The sequence below is a fragment of the Brevibacterium sp. SIMBA_078 genome (genome assembly GCF_046534565.1).
GTDB lineage: Bacteria > Actinomycetota > Actinomycetes > Actinomycetales > Brevibacteriaceae > Brevibacterium.
The window spans coordinates 972,475-989,445 of record NZ_JAWRYQ010000001.1 but is presented as its reverse complement, the minus strand read 5'-3'; the positions used below and the strand labels follow the sequence as shown (position 1 = coordinate 989,445).

14 protein-coding genes are annotated in these 16,971 nt (G+C 65.3%); 8 read left to right on the top strand and 6 right to left on the bottom strand.

What is annotated here, in order from left to right:
- Window positions 1-13: 13 nt before the first annotated feature.
- From SB749_RS04395 to SB749_RS04370, 6 genes are all read right to left on the bottom strand, one after another.
- Window positions 14-1,399, bottom strand: coding sequence for a tripartite tricarboxylate transporter permease (locus SB749_RS04395; RefSeq protein WP_410709242.1), 1,386 nt, complete (start codon window positions 1,397-1,399; stop codon window positions 14-16).
- The gene (locus SB749_RS04390) at window positions 1,396-1,818 is read right to left on the bottom strand and encodes a CTL/SLC44 family protein (RefSeq protein WP_139909399.1); all 423 of its coding nucleotides are present in this window, start codon (window positions 1,816-1,818) and stop codon (window positions 1,396-1,398) included. The genes SB749_RS04395 and SB749_RS04390 overlap by 4 nt, the downstream gene beginning before the upstream one ends.
- 48 nt (window positions 1,819-1,866) lie before the next feature.
- Window positions 1,867-2,802 carry a hydroxymethylglutaryl-CoA lyase gene (locus tag SB749_RS04385; protein ID WP_410709240.1) on the bottom strand — a complete coding sequence of 312 codons (936 nt, stop codon included), beginning with the start codon at window positions 2,800-2,802 and terminating at the stop codon, window positions 1,867-1,869.
- Window positions 2,799-4,073, bottom strand: coding sequence for a hydroxymethylglutaryl-CoA reductase, degradative (locus SB749_RS04380; protein WP_410709239.1), 1,275 nt, complete (start codon window positions 4,071-4,073; stop codon window positions 2,799-2,801). The genes SB749_RS04385 and SB749_RS04380 overlap by 4 nt, the downstream gene beginning before the upstream one ends.
- Window positions 4,074-4,223: 150 nt before the next feature.
- On the bottom strand, window positions 4,224-6,122 hold the full coding sequence (locus SB749_RS04375) for a helix-turn-helix domain-containing protein (RefSeq protein ID WP_410709237.1): 1,899 nt from the start codon (window positions 6,120-6,122) through the stop codon (window positions 4,224-4,226).
- 78 nt (window positions 6,123-6,200) lie between these two features.
- A complete protein-coding gene (locus SB749_RS04370; RefSeq protein WP_410709236.1) occupies window positions 6,201-7,481 on the bottom strand; it encodes a pyridoxal phosphate-dependent aminotransferase in 1,281 nt (426 codons plus the stop codon).
- A 161-nt stretch (window positions 7,482-7,642) separates the two neighbouring features.
- Between SB749_RS04370 and SB749_RS04365 the strand changes: the two genes are divergently transcribed.
- The 8 genes from SB749_RS04365 (at window position 7,643) to SB749_RS04330 (ending at window position 16,944) form a co-directional block, all read left to right on the top strand.
- A complete protein-coding gene (locus tag SB749_RS04365; RefSeq protein WP_410709235.1) occupies window positions 7,643-8,278 on the top strand; it encodes a TetR family transcriptional regulator in 636 nt (211 codons plus the stop codon).
- Between the two features lie 109 nt (window positions 8,279-8,387).
- Window positions 8,388-9,206, top strand: a complete 819-nt coding sequence (locus SB749_RS04360; RefSeq protein ID WP_410709233.1) for an ABC transporter ATP-binding protein — start codon at window positions 8,388-8,390, stop codon at window positions 9,204-9,206.
- Window positions 9,203-9,937, top strand: coding sequence for an ABC transporter permease (locus tag SB749_RS04355; protein WP_062240557.1), 735 nt, complete (start codon window positions 9,203-9,205; stop codon window positions 9,935-9,937). Before SB749_RS04360 ends, SB749_RS04355 begins: the two co-directional genes overlap by 4 nt.
- Before the next feature lie 227 nt (window positions 9,938-10,164).
- Complete coding sequence (locus tag SB749_RS04350) at window positions 10,165-10,815, top strand: NTP transferase domain-containing protein (RefSeq protein WP_410709232.1); 651 nt, start codon at window positions 10,165-10,167, stop codon at window positions 10,813-10,815.
- Window positions 10,812-11,666, top strand: coding sequence for an SDR family oxidoreductase (locus SB749_RS04345; protein ID WP_265418599.1), 855 nt, complete (start codon window positions 10,812-10,814; stop codon window positions 11,664-11,666). The genes SB749_RS04350 and SB749_RS04345 overlap by 4 nt, the downstream gene beginning before the upstream one ends.
- Window positions 11,667-11,771: 105 nt before the next feature.
- On the top strand, window positions 11,772-13,901 hold the full coding sequence (locus SB749_RS04340; RefSeq protein ID WP_410709231.1) for a hydantoinase/oxoprolinase family protein: 2,130 nt from the start codon (window positions 11,772-11,774) through the stop codon (window positions 13,899-13,901).
- Window positions 13,898-15,955, top strand: coding sequence for a hydantoinase B/oxoprolinase family protein (locus SB749_RS04335; RefSeq protein WP_410709230.1), 2,058 nt, complete (start codon window positions 13,898-13,900; stop codon window positions 15,953-15,955). The genes SB749_RS04340 and SB749_RS04335 overlap by 4 nt, the downstream gene beginning before the upstream one ends.
- Window positions 15,952-16,944, top strand: a complete 993-nt coding sequence (locus SB749_RS04330) for a carbamate kinase (protein WP_265418596.1) — start codon at window positions 15,952-15,954, stop codon at window positions 16,942-16,944. The genes SB749_RS04335 and SB749_RS04330 overlap by 4 nt, the downstream gene beginning before the upstream one ends.
- The last annotated feature ends 27 nt before the right edge of the window (window positions 16,945-16,971 follow it).

Genomic DNA, 16,971 nt, shown 5'->3' with positions numbered 1-16,971 from the left:
TTGAGACGCGGTCTCACAGTGCGAGGATCGCGGGCACGGTGAGCACGGCGACGTAGTAGCCCATGAACTGGACGCCGGCGTGCATGCCGATCATCCGGTTGAACAGCCCGCCGACGAGTCCGACGGTGAGCGTCACCCCCAGGGCGAGCAGTCCGCCTTCGTAGAGGCAGATGACGCAGATGAGAGCGGCGAAGCCGGCAATGATCGCCTCGTGGGAGACCGATCGCATCACCCAGGTCGCCGCTCGGTGAGCGTTCGTCATCACGAAAGGGTAGGCGATGGCGACCGCGATGACCGCCGCGATCACGGAGAAGAGCGCGAACTGTCCGGTCGTGAGCAGGTCGTGGAGGTTGTTCGTCGTCCCTGCCTCGGCATCGAGTGTATAAACAGGAGGAGCGTTGAACAGCGGTCCCGCGGGACCGGCTGCCATCGGTGACAGGGGCAGGCCGATCGCGATGAGCGGGATGAGAGTCTCGGCGATATAGGTCGACTCTGTGGTTCCGTTGCGGACAGTGATGACGGTGGTGAGTCGTTCGTACCCGTTCTTGACCCGGCTTCCGACGATCTCGCCCATGAGCACAGCCATGGCCACGGGGGAGAAGACGAAGGTCGCGCTGGTGATCGCCGCTGAACCGCTGGTGTATGCCAGTTGCTTTCCGGTCAGCACCCTGAAGGGGTTCGGCATCCTCGATCCCCCTGCGGGCCGGACGTCGGGAGCAAGATTGAATTCCCGTTTGCCCGACTGCTGCATCGAGCGGCGTCCGGCGGGGGAGAGCGCAGCGAACAGGTCGAAGATGAGCGGCCCGGTGGCGATGCCGAGGAAGAACGAAGTGGTGAAGGTCGCTTCCTTCTGCTCCATGATGAAGGCCTGCAAGCCGACGATGAGCAGGACGAACGGGACGAGCCCCGCAACTGCAGCGAGCTTGCCCTTCGAGGTATAGGCGACTAGGACGGCCGCGGCGATGAAGATCCAGGGAGCGGCAGCGCCGATCGCCTCGGCGAAAGGGGTGAGTACGAGGGCGAACACGATCGACAGCGGAATGGCAATGGCAACTGAGACGACTCCACCGGAGATCGCCTTCTGCAGCGCGATATGCGGGATTCCGAGCGACCTCAGCAGCTGCGCCTCACGCAGCATCGGCACCGCTGTGGTGTCACCGGGGATTCCGAGGAGAGTCGTCGGCACGGCGTGGGAGATGTGTTTGGCAATGATCGCGGCAAGGAAGAACGCGAGCACCCCGGCAGGAGGCACCCCGATGAGGATGACAAGCAGCGCCAGCGGTGCCACGATCGCCGTCTCGTCCGTGCCCGAGATCAGTCCGATTCCGGTGAAGAGCACCCCGGAGAGAAGCGCCATCCCGACGGCCCACAGGACTGGTTCGATGAGTTCCGCGGTCACTGGTGCCCGCCCTTCTCGCGGACGCGCGCCTCATGGTTGTCGACGAGGGCGTCGAAGAGACCGAGGGCTCGGACTTCTGCTTGAACCCCCGGCCCGAGGTCGCGGGGGTCGCCGAGATCCCCGTATTCCTCGACGACCTCGTCGATGATCTCCTGCCGGTTGCGGGTGTCGGCCGCCGAGGTGGTGATCACTCTCTTGGGTTTGAACAGAAGCCCGGAGATCACAGCGCCGACGATGCAACCGACGATGCCGACGAGAAGCGCATAGGAGTGACCCAGTGCTTCATCGCCTCCGGCCGCGAAGTGATGATCGGCGATGAGGTAGGCCGGGACTGCTGTCCCGACGGCTATGGCGATACCGCCGATGAGATGTCTGGGGTCGACGGTGTCATTCCACACCTCGAGCAATTGCGGCATCATTGCCTGCCTTCTGTCGGCCGACGGCTGTCGGGAACGTGAACGATGGAACTACCGGCCGAGGATGGCCGATGATGTTGCGGATGGAAGCGGAATGTCGAGCTGCTCGCCCAGCCACTGACTGATCGACGCCACAGCCTCGATGTCGACGTCGGTGGAGATGCCCAGCCCCTGGAGCATCCAGAGAAGATCCTCAGTGGCCAGGTTTCCGGAAGCTGTGCGGGCGAAGGGGCAGCCACCGATCCCTCCTGCCGATGCGTCGAACTGACTGACACCTGCTTGAAGCGCGGAATAGACATTCGCAAGCGCCTGGCCATAGGTGTTGTGGGTGTGCAGGGCGATCTGATCGATCGGAATCCCGGCGCCGACCAGGCTATCAAGAACAGCGGTCACATGTCCGGGAGTCGCAGTTCCGATAGTATCGCCGAGCGAGATCGTCACGCAGCCGGCATCGACGAGGCGACTCGCAGCCGTGGCGACGCGATCAGGATCGACCGCGCCTTCCCAGGGGTCCCCGAAGACCATCGACAGATAGCCGCGCACCCGCAGGCCCGCCGCAGTCGCTGCGCGTGCCACCTCGAGGCTGCGATCGGTGGTGTGCTGAAGGGAACCGCCGAGGTTGGCCTGCGCGAACGATTCTGTGACGCTGATGAAGACCGAAGCATCCTTCGTTCCCGCCGCAACGGCATCATCGAGACCCCGCTGGTTCGGGACGAGGACGGGGAACGCGAATTCGGAGTCCAGGTCGAGCCCGGCAAGCACCGATCGGGTGTCGGCCATCTGGGGAACGGCTCGCGGAGAGACGAAGCTTCCGGCTTCGATGGTCTTCAGGCCGGCTCCGGAGAGCCGCCGGATCAGTTCGAGCCGTGTTGAGACAGAAAGTGTGCGTGCTTGCGACTGCAGACCATCTCGAGCGCTGACTTCGCAGATACTGACCTCGGTCGGCAGGTTCGACGAGGCGAACTGCTGTGGAAGCTGTGCCGTCATCGCGACACACCGGAGCGGAGTTCGTCGAGGATTGACTGGACCCTGTCGAACCGGAAGGTCCTCTCCTTGATCAGGCGGTCCACGATGATCGCTGTCTCCTCGGCGTTCGCTCCGGCAGAGGCAGCGAGGTTCTTCGCATGAAGTGACATGTGTCCGCGCTGCACGCCCTCGGTGGCGAGAACTCGCAGTGCCGCGAGGTTCTGCGCCAAGCCGGCGGCGACGATCATCTCGGCGAGATCCTGTGCGCTCGCCACTTCGGCGATCTGCAGTGCTGTGCGCGCGGCGGGATGGACCTTGGTGGCACCCCCGACAAGGCCGACCGGCATGGGCACCTCGAGGGTGCCGACCAGGTCGCCGTCGGCATTCCTCTCAAACGTCGAGAGGGAAGAGTAGCGGCCGTCTACGAGCGCATGGGAGTGCGCTCCGGCTTCGACCGCGCGGGTGTCGTTCCCGGTGGCGAGGACGACCGCGGAGATGCCGTTCATGATGCCCTTGTTGTGAGTGGCCGCTCGATAGGGATCGGCTGCCGCGAGTTCGTATGCGTGGAGGATGTTGTCGATGACCTCGTCTCCGCCGAGCAGATCCCTGTCGAAGACTGCCCGTGCCCGAGACAGTCGATGGTCCGCCTTGTTGGTGAGGATGCGCAGGAGCGCGTCACCTCCGGCGATCGCTGCCACGGTTCCGGAGACCGCCTCAGCCATCGTGTTGACCGCATTCGCCCCCATTGCGTCTCGAACATCGACGAGGAGGTGGACGAGAACATACGTCATCGTCCGTGCCTCGACGAGGCGGACCTCGATGCCCTTGACCCCGCCGCCGACCTCGACGAGCTTGGGATCCTGCGCATTGGCCAGGTCGATGATCTCTGCTTGGCGTTCGAGAACACGTGTGCGCGCGGCCTGCGGGTCCGCCACGTTGATGAGTTGGATCTGTGCCTGCATGACGGGCTCGGTCGAGCTTGTGAAGAAACCGCCGTGCGGACGTGCCATTCGAGCCGCGTTACTGGCGGCGGCGATGACCGAGGCCTCTTCGGTTGCCATGGGTACGAGCACGTCGGTGCCGTTGATCGTGAAGTTGGTGGCTGCGCCGAGCGGAAGCGAGAACACGCCGAAGATGTTCTCGCTGAGGTTGGCGGCGTCTTCGGGACCGAAAGCGTCCGCATCGAGCTGGCTGAACAGTTCGGCGTCGAGCCCAATCGAGGCTGCGACGGCCTTCCTGCGATCATCGACCGACATATTTCGGAAGTCGGCAATTCGGCTGTTCACTGCCATCGTGTATCTCCAGTCAGGTCGTCATTGGCCGACATCGCCTGTCGGTCGGAGTTCCTCCGCAGAGATCAGTCAAACAATGCACGCGGGAATCTGCCATGTCTTTTTCGGATGTGAATATCGCTTAGCTATGGCTGTTCCAGACATGGAAGCTTAGAAAGATGACTTCAGCTTGTCCAGGCGGAGCGCGACCTGGAGGCGGAACGCCCGCTCCGGTGACCTCCACTCCTGACCGAGCACGAGATCGGCTCTCTCAAGCCGTTGCTTGACGGTGTTGACATGCACTGACATCTGAGTCGCGGTTCTGCGGATGTTCATCCCGGACTCGAAATATTCCCGGAGCGTCGAGATCAGCTCGGCTGAATGGATTCGGTCCCATCGGCGCAGCGGCTCGAGCATCCGTTGCATGAATCTCTCCGTCTGCTCCGGCGCGGTGCCGAACATTGCGGTGTAAGGCGCGAAATCTTCCGTGGGAAAGATTCCTTCGCTGATGCCGAGGGAATTGAGGATGCGGATGCACGACCACATTTCGTCCTCGGCAGTGCGCAGCTGATTCCTGTCGTAATCGGTGTCGGAGATGATCACCAGCGAACTGTCGAGGGCGCCCGACTCTTCGAACAGGGTGTCCAGGGTGGGCCTGTCGCGGATCACGGCACTGGGGAGGAGCACCGTGATCCCGGGGGATCGCTGCGTCATGAGAATGCGCGGCTCGACGCGGACCAGGCGAGCGGCGATGCGGTCATCGTTTTCGATGTCGCCCTGAATCGTCATGAGTCTCCAGGGTCCGGAGAGGCTGAAGCTGCCGGTTCGGGAACGGGCCTCGAGCTCACTGAGATCACGAGTGCCGGCAATGATGTCGACTGCGAGTTCTCCACGGACTCGGTTCTCGGCATCAGCCCGGGCTTGTTCGTTCATTCGGATGAGCGCTAGCGTCTGCGCCGCCTGGGCGACGATGTTCGCGTCGCCGTCCTCCGGATCGTCGTTGAAACGCACGAACAGTGCGCTGTGCTGTCGGCGGTGGGAGGCCACCGAGGCGACGTACATGTGCTGTGCACCAGCGACCTGCGCGCTTCGGCCTGTCGCCCGACTGTGACTCAGTGCCGTTCGGACGTCGGCAACGTCCACCGTGATGCCGTCGAAGAACGCCTCATCGGCGGAAAAGCGCGGAGAGCCGAGACGTCCGCTGTCGACGACGATCACGTCGGCCTCGAGCAATTCGGAGATGGCGTCGAGAACTGCGGGGACTCCTTGTCCCTGCAGGACGAGCTGCGTCAGTTGCTCCTCGACCTCGACGAGCCGTTGGAGGGTGCTGGCCTGCGCGGCTGCCGTCTCCTCGGCTTCCGCGGAGGCTTGGGCCGCCTCTGCGAGGTCTCCCATCAGCTGCGCCGTCTTCAGCACCACGGAAGCGTGGTCCGCGAGAGCCGACAGCAGGGTGATCTCGTCGGTGGTGAAGTCATGTGGATAGCGGTTGGCCGCGAAGAGGGCGCCGAGGACTTCGCCGTCGACGACCATCGGCACTCCGAGAAGTGACTCCATGCGCTCGGCCTTCACCGCGGAGTCGACGCGTCTTTCGTGAGGCAGTCGGGTCAGATCGTAGTTCGACGTCCACTGTGCGGCGCGATCACGCACTACCTGTCCTGCCAGTCCGACGCCGGGAGGCACTCGCAGTTCTTTGAGATTCGCCGAGATCGCTCCGCGACTTGCCTGAACACGCAGGTCGTCGGTCTCCGGATAGTACTGGGAGAGGTAGGCGATATCGCATCCGATGAGTGTTCGGGCACGGTCGACGAGCTTCTGCAGCAGCTTCTCGGTGTCTCGCACACGGATGAGCTCCGAGGCGCTCTCCAGAAGGGCCGAACGCTCGCGATCTTTCTGCTTCCACCGGGTCATAGTCGCCGACAGATCGGAGAAGGAGGCGATGAGATCGGGGTGGTCCTCGAGGCCGCCGGATAGGGCCGACCGGTTGAGATCTATCCCGCGGGAGAGAGCTCTGACGATGTCGGCCACGGCGGTGGCAGACACTGTCCCCGACTCATCATCGATCTCTGTCATGAGACCAGTGTCGCAGGGGCTCGGTGCCTCCGCCGCACCCGGCATCGGATGGGTGCTTCGCCTGAGAGGTCGTGGCCGTCAGCCGGCTGCGGCGGATCCTGCGTGCTCGGGTTCGCGCACGACGGGCAGCTCGCACGTCGTCGACGCGACCTGCCGGTAGCCGGAGAGGAACGTGTCGAGGCGTTCGATCGCCTCGGTGAGCACCTCGACGGAGGGCAGGGTGACGAGTCGGAAGTGGTCGGGCTTGGGCCAGTTGAAGGCTGTGCCGTGGGAGACGAGGATCTTCTGTTCGCGCAGCAGGTCGAGGGCGAACTGCTCGTCATCGGTGATGCCGAACTTCTCGACATCGAGTTTCGCGAACATGTACAGCGCACCGTCGGCTCGGTGGGCCGAGACGCCGTTGATCGAGTTGAGCCCCTCGTAGGCGACCTGCATCTGCGCGCCGAGGCGGCCGGTCGGCAGGATGAGGTCGTCGATCGACTGCTTTCCGCCCAGGGCCGCTTGGATGGCGTGCTGGGCCGGAACGTTCGAGCACATGCGCATATTCGCGAGCAGCTTGATGCCCTCGAGGTAGCTGTGCGCTTCGTCCAGCGGTCCGGTGATCGCCAGCCAGCCGGAACGGTAGCCGGCGACCCGGTAGGCCTTCGACAGTCCGGAGAAGGTCAGGCACAGAACGTCGTCGCCGGTGAGGGTGGCCATGTTGACCAGCTCGACGCCGTTGTAGGTGATCTTCTCGTAGATCTCGTCGGAGAAGACGATGAGTCCGTGGCGGCGGGCGATGTCCGCGATCTTCTGCAGCGTCTCCTTCGAGTACACCGCCCCGGTCGGGTTGTTCGGGTTGATGACGACGATGCCGCGGGTGCGTTCGGTGATCCGGGACTCGAGGTCGTCCAGGTCCGGCTGCCAGGCGTCCTCTTCCGCACAGCGGTAGTGGACGGGGGTGCCGCCGGACAGCGCCACCGAGGCGGTCCACAGAGGGTAGTCGGGTCCGGGCACGAGGATCTCGTCGCCGGGGTTGCACAGCGCCTGCAGGCTGAGCGTGATGAGCTCGCTGACTCCGTTGCCGAGGAAGACTTCGTCGGTGCCGAGATTGTGGATGCCGCGGGTCTCGTAGTACTGGACGACGGCACGGCGGGCCGACAGGATTCCCCGCGAGTCGGAGTAGCCCTGCGTCACGGGCAGGTTCGCGGCGATGTCCTGGACGATCGCCTCGGGGGCTTCGAATCCGAACGGGGCAGGGTTGCCGATGTTGAGCTTGAGGATCGTGTGCCCGGCGGCTTCCATCGCCTGGGCCTCTTCGAGGACGGGTCCTCGAATGTCATAGAGGACATTGGCCAACTTCGACGACTGCCTGAACATGTGAACCGAAAAACCTTTCATACGACTGCTGCTACATCCACGCTAGGACCCCCGCCGAGGTGGTTCTGACCAAACAGAGGCCCGTTTCCCAGACCTTTGCTCGGTTCGGAGGACCGTTGTGCAGACCTTTTGCAACTGGGCCTCACGATACTCTGGGGAGCATGGCGGATGTGAAGCCGGGGCCCCGCCGGAGGGGGCGCCCGCGTAAGGCGAGCAGCAGCGATGCGCGAGCTGCGATCACGGCCGCCGCCTCGGCCGAGTTCGCCGAAAAAGGATACGACAAGACCTCTCTGCGCGGCATCGCCCGTCGTGCCCAGGTCGACTCCGCACTCGTCCATCACTACTTCGAGTCCAAGGCCGGTCTCTTCTCCGAGGTGGTCAAGCTTCCCGTCCGACCGGACCACATCGTCCGCTCGGCTCTGGACGTATCGGACGACCGCCTCGGTGAGTCTCTCGTCCACACGGTGCTCAGCGCCTGGGAACACTCGAACGTGAAGTCGATCGGAGTGACCGTTCTGCGCTCTGCGGTGAGCGACTCGGCAGCCGGCCGTCTGATCAGGCAGTTTCTGCTGCGTGAGCTCAAAGGAGCGGTGGCTCGCAGGATTGAGGACAGCGGTGTCGACGGCACCGAGGCGGATCTGCGAGCCACGCTCGTCCTCACTCAGATGGCGGGTGCACTCATGTTTCGCCACGTCCTCGAACTCGAACCTCTGGTGTCGATGTCGGTCGACAACCTCACTGCACGCTTAGCGCCCGCGGTGCAGGGTCACCTCGACGGGGTCAGTGACGCGAAGTGAGCCGGAACGGCTCTACAGGGGTCGCCGCCCACCAGAGGTGGGACGGCGGTCATGAAATCTCTGCGGGAGAACCCTTGACCGGAACACTCCCGGATGTCATATTCAGCACATGATGAATAAGTCGGTGGAGGCACGAGGACTGACGATCCGGAGGGGTCGCAAGACAGTCATCGACTCCTTGGATCTTGACGTGCCCAAAGGTGCAATTGTCGGTCTGCTCGGGCCCAGCGGCAGCGGAAAGACAACGCTGATGCGGGCCATCGTCGGGGTCCAGATCGTCGCAGGCGGGCGGGTCCTAGTGCTGGGCCGATCTGCCGGATCGGCGGACCTGCGGCATCGAGTCGGCTATATGACCCAGTCGGCGAGTATCTATGACGACCTCAGCGTGCGCGCGAACCTGCGCTATTTCGCACGGGTGCAGGGAGCGCCGAAGACCGATGTCGACCGAGTTCTCGAGCGCACGGACCTGACCGGACAGGCCGATCAGCTGGCCAGAACTCTTTCGGGCGGTCAGGCCAACCGGGTGTCACTGGCCGCAGCGATGCTCGGCTCCCCGGACCTGCTGGTCCTCGACGAACCGACCGTGGGCCTCGACCCAGTGCTGCGCAATGATCTGTGGGACCTCTTCCGCAGCCTCGCCGAAGATGGGACGACGTTGCTCGTCTCGAGCCACGTCATGGATGAGGCCACACGCTGTGACCGACTGCTGCTCATGCGGGAGGGCGCGATCATCGCCGACACGACACCGCACGATCTGCTCGCCACCACCGGGGCCGCCTCGGCGGAGGAAGCATTCCTCGACATCATCGAAGCGGACACGGCCGGAGGGGGATCTGCCGGTCGGAGCCGGCGATCGGGGACCCACCTGCTTTCACGAAGCGGACGCGTTGGCAGGGTCCGCGGCGCGGAAAAGGGAGGTCGGCGATGAACCCGATGCGCACTCTGGCGACAACGGGACGCGTCCTCGTCCAGATCCGGAATGATCCGCGCACGATCGCCCTGCTGCTCATCGTCCCGAGCCTCCTGATCGGCCTGGTGGCGTGGATCTTCGATGAGACCGAGGTGTTCGCCGATATCGGGCCGGCGATGCTTGCGCTCTTCCCGTTCATCGTCATGTTCCTCGTCACCAGCATCGCGACCCTGCGCGAACGCCGCAGCGGAACGCTCGAGAGGCTGCTGTCGATGCCGTTGGGGCGCGGTGACTTCATCCTCGGCTACACCTTGGCGTTCGGACTGCTTGCCGTCGTGCAGACGGCCGTGGCCGTCGGCTACGCGACCCTGGTGTGCGGTCTGGAGATCGAAGGGCCGGTCTGGCTGCTATTCGTCGTGGCGATCGCCGATGCGCTGCTTGGTACGGCTTTGGGCCTGCTGGCCAGCGCTTTTGCACGTACCGAGTTCCAGGTCGTGCAGTTCATGCCCGTCTTCGTGTTCCCGCAGATCCTGCTCGGCGGGATCTTCCTCCCGCGTGATCAGCTGCCCGACGTGCTCGAGGTGATTGGCGACTGGCTGCCGCTCTCGCACGCGATCGATGCACTGGACGCGGTGTCGACCGGTGACGAGGACACCGCCTATATCTGGCTGAGAGTGCTCTTCATCGCCTGCTGGATCGTCGGCGCCGTCATCGTCGGTTCGCTCACCCTGCGCCGCCGGACGCCGTGAGGTGCGGCGGCACTTTAGTCATCTAAGTCTTCAGGCAGCTCGTCCTATTTGCTCGCCAGTCTGCTGGCCAGACCTCATCTGAAGGCCCATGGAGCCACGGCCCGCTAAGCCGGAAGCAATATGCCCGGCGACGCCCTTCCGATACCACGAGATCTGACGATGGGCTGGGACCGTCTTTGGTGAGATATGCAGTGGCACATCGGCGGTAGTGGTGCCACCCTAGGCACATGGATCAGGTAAACCAGGCGCCGAGTCTTCTTCTGCTGGCTGCCGGCAGCGGTACTCGGATGGGCGGGCCGAAGGCACTGCTGCGGTACGCGGACGGCACAGCGCTGCTGACCGCGCAGGTCGAGAAGATGCTGACGGCGGCAACCGCACGAGGACTCGCCTCGGACGTCATCGTCGTGCTCGGCCCGATGTCGGCGCAGGCGTCCCTTCTGGTGCCCCGCAGCGCACGGATCGTCGAAAACTCGGACCACCTTCAGGGCCTGAGCACCTCCTTGATCGCAGGGCTGAATGCGGTGCCGAACAGGGCCGCCGGTGTCGTCATCTCACTGCTCGACCTGCCCGACGTCCCAGCTGAGGCATACGGGCGCCTGCTCGATGCGACTGCCCCCGCAAATCTCGCCCGCGCGCACTGGAACTCGGTCCCCGGCCACCCCGTCGCCCTCGGTCGCGAACACATCGCCGAAGCGCTCGCGGTCGCGGCCGGGGACAAGGGACTGCGGACCATGCTCAAGCGTCACTCGGGCAGCAGCGACGTCACCAGCGTCGAGTGCGCGGACCTGCTGCCGCCGGGCCACGACGGGCTAGCCGATGTCGACACCCCGGAAACCGCAGCCCGATTCGGACTGCATTTGGAAGGAACACGCTCATGACACAGATCGCTTCGACCAAAACACCCGACGCACAGAGAGTTGCCATCGTCTCCGGCACCGGGAAGACCGGGCGCGCGATCGCAGACGCAGTAAGTGCCGCAGGCCATGTGCCGGTCCCTCTCGGGCGGAGGGACCTGACCGATCCCACTGCCGCTCTGCGCGGCTGTCACGCCGCCTACCTCATGGCCCCTAACCTGCACAGCGACGAACTCGGGCTAATCGAGATGCTCCTCGATTCCTCACACAGAGCAGGTATCGAGCGCATCGTCTATCACTCGGTAGCTGCTCCCTACGCACCCTCAATGCCGCACCACCTCGCGAAGGCCGAGGCCGAGGACCGAGTGCGCAGAAGCTCTCTGCCTTTCACGATCGTCCAACCCTGCGCATACATTGAGAACCTCCTGCCCGGACTGCGCGAGACTCCACCCGCCATCAGTGTCGCCTACAGCGCCGACACTCCCTTCGGGCTCATCGGTCTGCGCGATGTCGGTGAGGCGGCCGCGCGGCTGCTCACGACCGAGGACCACCTCGGCGCGACCCTTGAGCTCGGCGGACCGGAGCTCGTCAGCGTCGGGGACGTGGCTCGGGCCGCAGGACAGGTCCTCGGCGCGATGGTGGGCATCGAGGTGACGAATCCAGCGGCCTGGTCCGCGGCGCAGGAGGCCCGCGCCGATTCCGGCATTGACGCCCGTGAACGCGCATGGCTGACAGCGATGTTCGACTACTACGACCGCTACGGACTGCCCTGTGGCAGTGCCGGGATCCCGGCGATCCTCGGGCGCGAGGCCCGCAGCCTCGATGAGGTGCTCGCCGAGGAGCTGCACACCAGCCTCGGCGAGAGCCGGTTGTGAACTCTCGCCAACAGACGTACTCGCGTTTGTCAGCTCTTGCCGGTTCAGTCAGCGTGGGCACCGGGAAAGATGGTGACAAATCCCACGCGACCTGGAAGGACGAAGATGTCGCCCCACGCTCCACGGATCCGCATCGGCATTGACACCGGCGGAACATTCACGGACATCGTCGCATTCGACGAATCCACCGGCACACTGACGACGACGAAGACTCCGTCGACGCCGTCGAACCCAGCCGACGGGTTCATCAACGGCATCGATAAGGTGCTGGGCATGCTCGGCGACTCGGTCTCAGCGGAGCACATCAGTGCCGTCAGCCACGGCACGACCGTCGCGACGAACCAGCTGCTCGAGGGCAAGCTCGACCGTCTCGGCTTCATCACCACCGAAGGCTATGAGTTCGTCCTCGAGATCGCCCGTCAGGCAGTGCCCGACGGCTACGGCAACTCCTATTTCTGGGTCAAGCCCGATCGCATCGTCCCCGCCGACCTCGTCAAGACCGTGTCGGGTCGCCTCGACTTCGAAGGCGGCGAGGTCCGTCCCTTTGATGAGGCGCAGGCCCGCGAGGTCGCCCAGTGGTTCAAAGATCAGGGCGTGATGACGCTGGGCGTGAACTTCCTCCACGCCTACGCCAACCCAGTCCATGAGCAGAGGATGCGGGAGATCCTCACCGAGATCCACCCCGAGGCTACGGTCTCGCTGAGCTCCGAGGTGCTGCGCGAATACCGCGAGTACGAGCGTTCGATGACCACCCTCGTCGACGCGGCCGTCAAACCGAAGGTCTCGAAGTACGTGCACAACATCCACGAACGCCTCGACGCCTACACCGGCGCCGGCGAGGACTCCGCTCTGCCCTTCTACATCATGAAGTCCAACGGCGGGGTCCTCTCCGCCGAAGAGGTCGTCCACCAGCCCATCACCACCGTGCTCTCAGGGCCGGCCGCCGGTGCGCTCGGCGCCGGGCTCATCGCCCGGGAAGCGGGCTTCGACCAGGTGCTCACCTGTGACGGCGGCGGCACCTCGACCGACGTCACCGTCGTCATCGACGGAGAACCGGGCCTGACCACCGAGGGCACCGTCGGCGCTTACCCCTCGAAGATCCCGATGATCGACGTCGTCACCGTCGGCGCCGGCGGCGGCTCCATCGCCTGGACCACACCGGAGGGCCAGCTCAAGGTCGGCCCCCAGTCCGCGGGAGCCGATCCCGGCCCCATCTGCTACGGCAACGGCGGCACCGAGCCGACGATCACCGACGCCCACGTCTTCCTCGGGCGGATCCCGCCCCACCTCCTCGGTGGGGAGATACCGCTCGACGTCGACGCGGCGAAGTCCGGCATCGCCCGGATTGCCGAACGCCTCGAGCTGAGCGCGGAGAAGGCGGCGACCGGCATCCTCGAGATCTCCGCCTGGAATCAGGCCAATGCCTTGCGCCAGATCTCCGTCCAACGCGGACTCGACGTCCGTGACTTCATGCTCGCGACCTTCGGCGGCTCCGGCTCCCTGCTCGCCTGCACCCTCGTCGACGTCCTCGACCTCGCCGGCGTTGTCGTCCCCCACGACCCAGGCAACGTCTCGGCGTACGGTCTGCTCACCGTCGACGTGAAGAACGACTACGTGCAGACCAACGTCTGCCGCGACGACCGCCTCGACATCGCCGAGGTGGCCGATCTCTTCACGGGACTCACAGCCCGGGCCGCCGCCGCACTCGACGGTGAGGGCTTCCCCGCCTCGGCGCACCAGTTCGACCGTTCGGTCGACCTGCGCTACTTCGGCCAGGCCTTCGAGGTCCGCGTCCCGGCACCGGCGGGCGCGATCACGAGAGAATGGGCCGATGAGGTGACCCGAGCCTTCCACGCGGAGCACCGCAAGCTCTACGGCTACGACTTCGCCGCCGCCGACGACCAGTTCGTCGAATGGGTCAACCTCCGTGTGTCCGGCATCGGACCGATCACACGTCCGGAGACTCGCAGCATCGCCTCGGCCGACGGTGCGCCCGCCCTCGACAAGAGGGCGAAGACCGGTCACCGCCCCGTCTGCTTCGCCGCCGCCGACGGCTTCGTCGACACCCCGGTCTACTGGCGCGAGGAGCTGCTGGCCGGTGACGAGATCGCGGGGCCCGCGATCATCGAGGAGTTCGGTTCGACGGTGCCTCTGCACCCCGAGTTCAGCGCGCGCATCGATCGCGCGGCCAACATCATCATCACCCGCACCACCGGTCAGGAGGACAGCAAGTGACTACCACAGCCGACACGAGCGCCGTCGATTCGGGTTCGATGCTGCGCACCGAACCCCTGACCGGCCAGGAGCTCGCCGACTACATCGCCGCCTCGCCGATCAACTCGGCCGGTCTGCCGACTGCCTACGAGCACGGCAACCGCCTCACCGCGGAAGGGTCGAGCGTCGACCCGATCATCGTCGAGATCGTCGAAGGCACCCTGGCCAGTGTGGAGATGGAGGTTGAGACCTCGATCTCGCGCACCTCACGCTCCCCGATGATCCGCGATGCCCATGACTTCCGCGCCGGTATCCACGACCGACAGCTGCGCAAGCTCACCGGCCGTTCGTACTCCGCACTCGTCCACCCAGTCGTCCGGGACTTCCCCATCGAGGAGATGCGTGAAGGCGATGTCTTCTTCCACAACGACGTCTACGAATCCGAAGGCGGCATCGGCCACCTGCCGGACATGTGCGTGACCGTTCCCGTCTTCGCCGAGGGACGGGTCGTGTGCTTCGTCCAGGCCTTCGGCCACCACGACGACATCGGCGGGGCGTGCCCCGGTTCGATGCCCTCAGGGGCGACGAGCGTCTTCGAAGAGGGCCTCATGATCCCGCCGATCAAGTTGTGGTCCGAAGGGGTTCCGAACAGGTCCGCACTGCGGATCATGTCGCGCAACTCCAGGATGCCGGATTCGCTGTCGGCCGATCTCGACGCCGAGTGCTCGGCCTGCCTGATGGGTGCTCGTCGTCTCTCGGAACTCTTCACCCGCTACGGAGTCGAGACCGTCGAAACGGCCTTCGACGCGATACTGCAGAACTCCACTGAGATCTACCGCCGTGAGATCCTGTCGAAGATCCCCGACGGCCAGTACGTCTGGGAGGACTATGCCGAGCACGACGGCGTCTCGGACCCCATGCTCCACACCCAGCGCATCACGTTGACGAAGACGTCGACCGGGGGACCGGACGACGGACCGCGACTTATCGTCGACTTCACGGGCACCGCCGCCCAGGCCGCGGGACCGATCAACCACTGCGGTGACTATGTGGGCGGAAACTTCCTCAAGAAGTGGCTCGCCCCGATCCTTCGCAACCTCGCCGACACCCCCGAGCGGATGGGCGAACTCGACGTCAACGAGGGCATTGTGCCGCTCATCGAGATGCGCTTCCCGGAGAAGGGTACCCTGCTCACCCCCGAGTTCCCCGGACCGACGAACGCACGCACGTTCGTGATTCTCCGCCTCCTCGGCGTCCTCGCCGGCGTAGTCGCGAAGGCCGTGGACGGCCGCATGCCCGCGGACCAGGAGACGATCCGCTACACCGGGGTCTACGGCAAGGACCGCGATGGCAAGGACTACCTCATGCGCGAGGTCCTCGGCGGAGGCTCCGGCGGACGCTACTACTCCGACGGCGAGGACACGATCCACGTCGTCCCCGACTCCCGGAACCTGCCCACCGAATTCACCGAGTCCCGGTTCCCGTTCCGCGTCGAACGCCTCGGTCTGGCCGTCGACTCAGGCGGTGCCGGTCGTTACCGCGGAGGCCTCGGCTACGAGAAGCACATTCGGATGCTGCGCGACGGGCACTTCATGTCGATCGCCGACCGTTCGATCCTCGCATGCTGGGGGGTCAAGGGCGGAAAAGCAGGCAGGCCGTTCGAAGTGACCATCGATCCGGGAGGTCCGAACGAACGTCAGATCGATGCGCTCGCCGATGCTGAGGTCATCAGAGCCGGTGAGGTCGTTCGGATCCGCACCACGGGCGGTGGAGGCTGGGGCGACCCCCTCGACCGTCCGATCGCCGAGGTGGTCCGCGACGTCAGCTGGGGCAAGGTGAGCATCGCCGGCGCTCGTGAGTCCTACGGAGTCGTCGTCACCGCCGATCCGAGCGCATCCGTCGGCGCCGATGCCGCCGGAGTCGACGGTGCCGAGGCCGACGAGGCGGCCACGACCGAGCTGCGCGAGCAGATGCGGGCCACCCGGGATGCGAACGAGCCCTTCTTCGATCGTGGACCCGGCTATGCCCAGCTGACCGTCGACGGAGCCTCAGCTGCGGCGGTCGACTGGCTGTGAGGGTCCTCGTCGCCCTCGGCGGCAATGCGATGACCGGGCCCGACGGAGATCCGTCTCCGTCGGCCCAGCAGCGCGCGATCTCCGCCGCGGCCGTGCATCTGGCCGATCTCGCCGCAGCCGGACACGAACTCGTCATCACCCACGGCAACGGGCCGCAGGTCGGCAACATCCTGCGCAAGAACGAACTCTCCGCTCACGAGCTGCCGCCTGTGAGCCTCGACTGGTGCGGAGCACAGACCCAGGGCACCATCGGCTTCACGATCGTCAGCGCCCTCGAACTCGAACTCGCAGCCCGCGGGCTGGGGAACAGGGTCGCCGCCGTGGTCACCCGCACCGTCGTCGACCCCGACGACCCAGCGTTCGCCGATCCGGTCAAGCCGATCGGGTCCTATCAGGATGCGGATTTCGCCGCGGAGATGACCGCTCATGGCCAGACCTGGAAGGACTTCGGCGACAAGGGGTGGCGTCGCGTTGTGGCCTCTCCGGACCCCGTCGAGATCCTCGAGACTCCGATGATCTCCTTCCTTGCGGACTCCGGCTGGATCGTCGTCGCCGCTGGCGGGGGCGGCATTCCCGTCCTACCCGCGGACCGGGGCTGTGCCGGGGTATCCGCGGTCATCGACAAGGACCTCAGCGCTGCGAAGCTCGCCGCCTCGGTGGATGCGGATCTGCTCATCATCGCCACCGATGTGCCCTGTGCGGTCGCCGGCTTCGGCACTCCGGACGCGAGCGATGTCGGTGCCGTCACCGCAGCCGAGCTCAAAGCCCTGCGTGCCACCGGCACCTTCGCCTCCGGTTCGATGGGGCCGAAGGTCGACGCGCTGCTCGACTTCGTCGACAACGGTGGATCACGAGCCGTCATCGCCGAGCTCTCGCAGCTCGCCTCGGCAGTAACCGGGAGAGTCGGCACCGCCGTGAGTTCGCACGGTCAGGCGCACTCGGATGATCGGGTGGCAGCGGACGTTCGAGAGAGCAGAGACGATCAGTAGACTCGACTCGGGAGGAGGCGACGCAGC

Bases quoted from the DNA above. Each gene is read 5' to 3' on its own strand.
- SB749_RS04390 (WP_139909399.1), bottom strand. From the start codon at position 1,818: ATGATGCCGCAATTGCTCGAGGTGTGGAATGACACCGTCGACCCCAGA.
- SB749_RS04385 (WP_410709240.1), bottom strand. From the start codon at position 2,802: ATGACGGCACAGCTTCCACAGCAGTTCGCCTCGTCGAACCTGCCGACC.
- SB749_RS04380 (WP_410709239.1), bottom strand. From the start codon at position 4,073: ATGGCAGTGAACAGCCGAATTGCCGACTTCCGAAATATGTCGGTCGAT.
- SB749_RS04375 (WP_410709237.1), bottom strand. From the start codon at position 6,122: ATGACAGAGATCGATGATGAGTCGGGGACAGTGTCTGCCACCGCCGTG.
- SB749_RS04370 (WP_410709236.1), bottom strand. From the start codon at position 7,481: ATGTTCAGGCAGTCGTCGAAGTTGGCCAATGTCCTCTATGACATTCGA.
- SB749_RS04365 (WP_410709235.1), top strand. From the start codon at position 7,643: ATGGCGGATGTGAAGCCGGGGCCCCGCCGGAGGGGGCGCCCGCGTAAG.
- SB749_RS04360 (WP_410709233.1), top strand. From the start codon at position 8,388: ATGATGAATAAGTCGGTGGAGGCACGAGGACTGACGATCCGGAGGGGT.
- SB749_RS04355 (WP_062240557.1), top strand. From the start codon at position 9,203: ATGAACCCGATGCGCACTCTGGCGACAACGGGACGCGTCCTCGTCCAG.
- SB749_RS04350 (WP_410709232.1), top strand. From the start codon at position 10,165: ATGGATCAGGTAAACCAGGCGCCGAGTCTTCTTCTGCTGGCTGCCGGC.
- SB749_RS04345 (WP_265418599.1), top strand. From the start codon at position 10,812: ATGACACAGATCGCTTCGACCAAAACACCCGACGCACAGAGAGTTGCC.
- SB749_RS04340 (WP_410709231.1), top strand. From the start codon at position 11,772: ATGTCGCCCCACGCTCCACGGATCCGCATCGGCATTGACACCGGCGGA.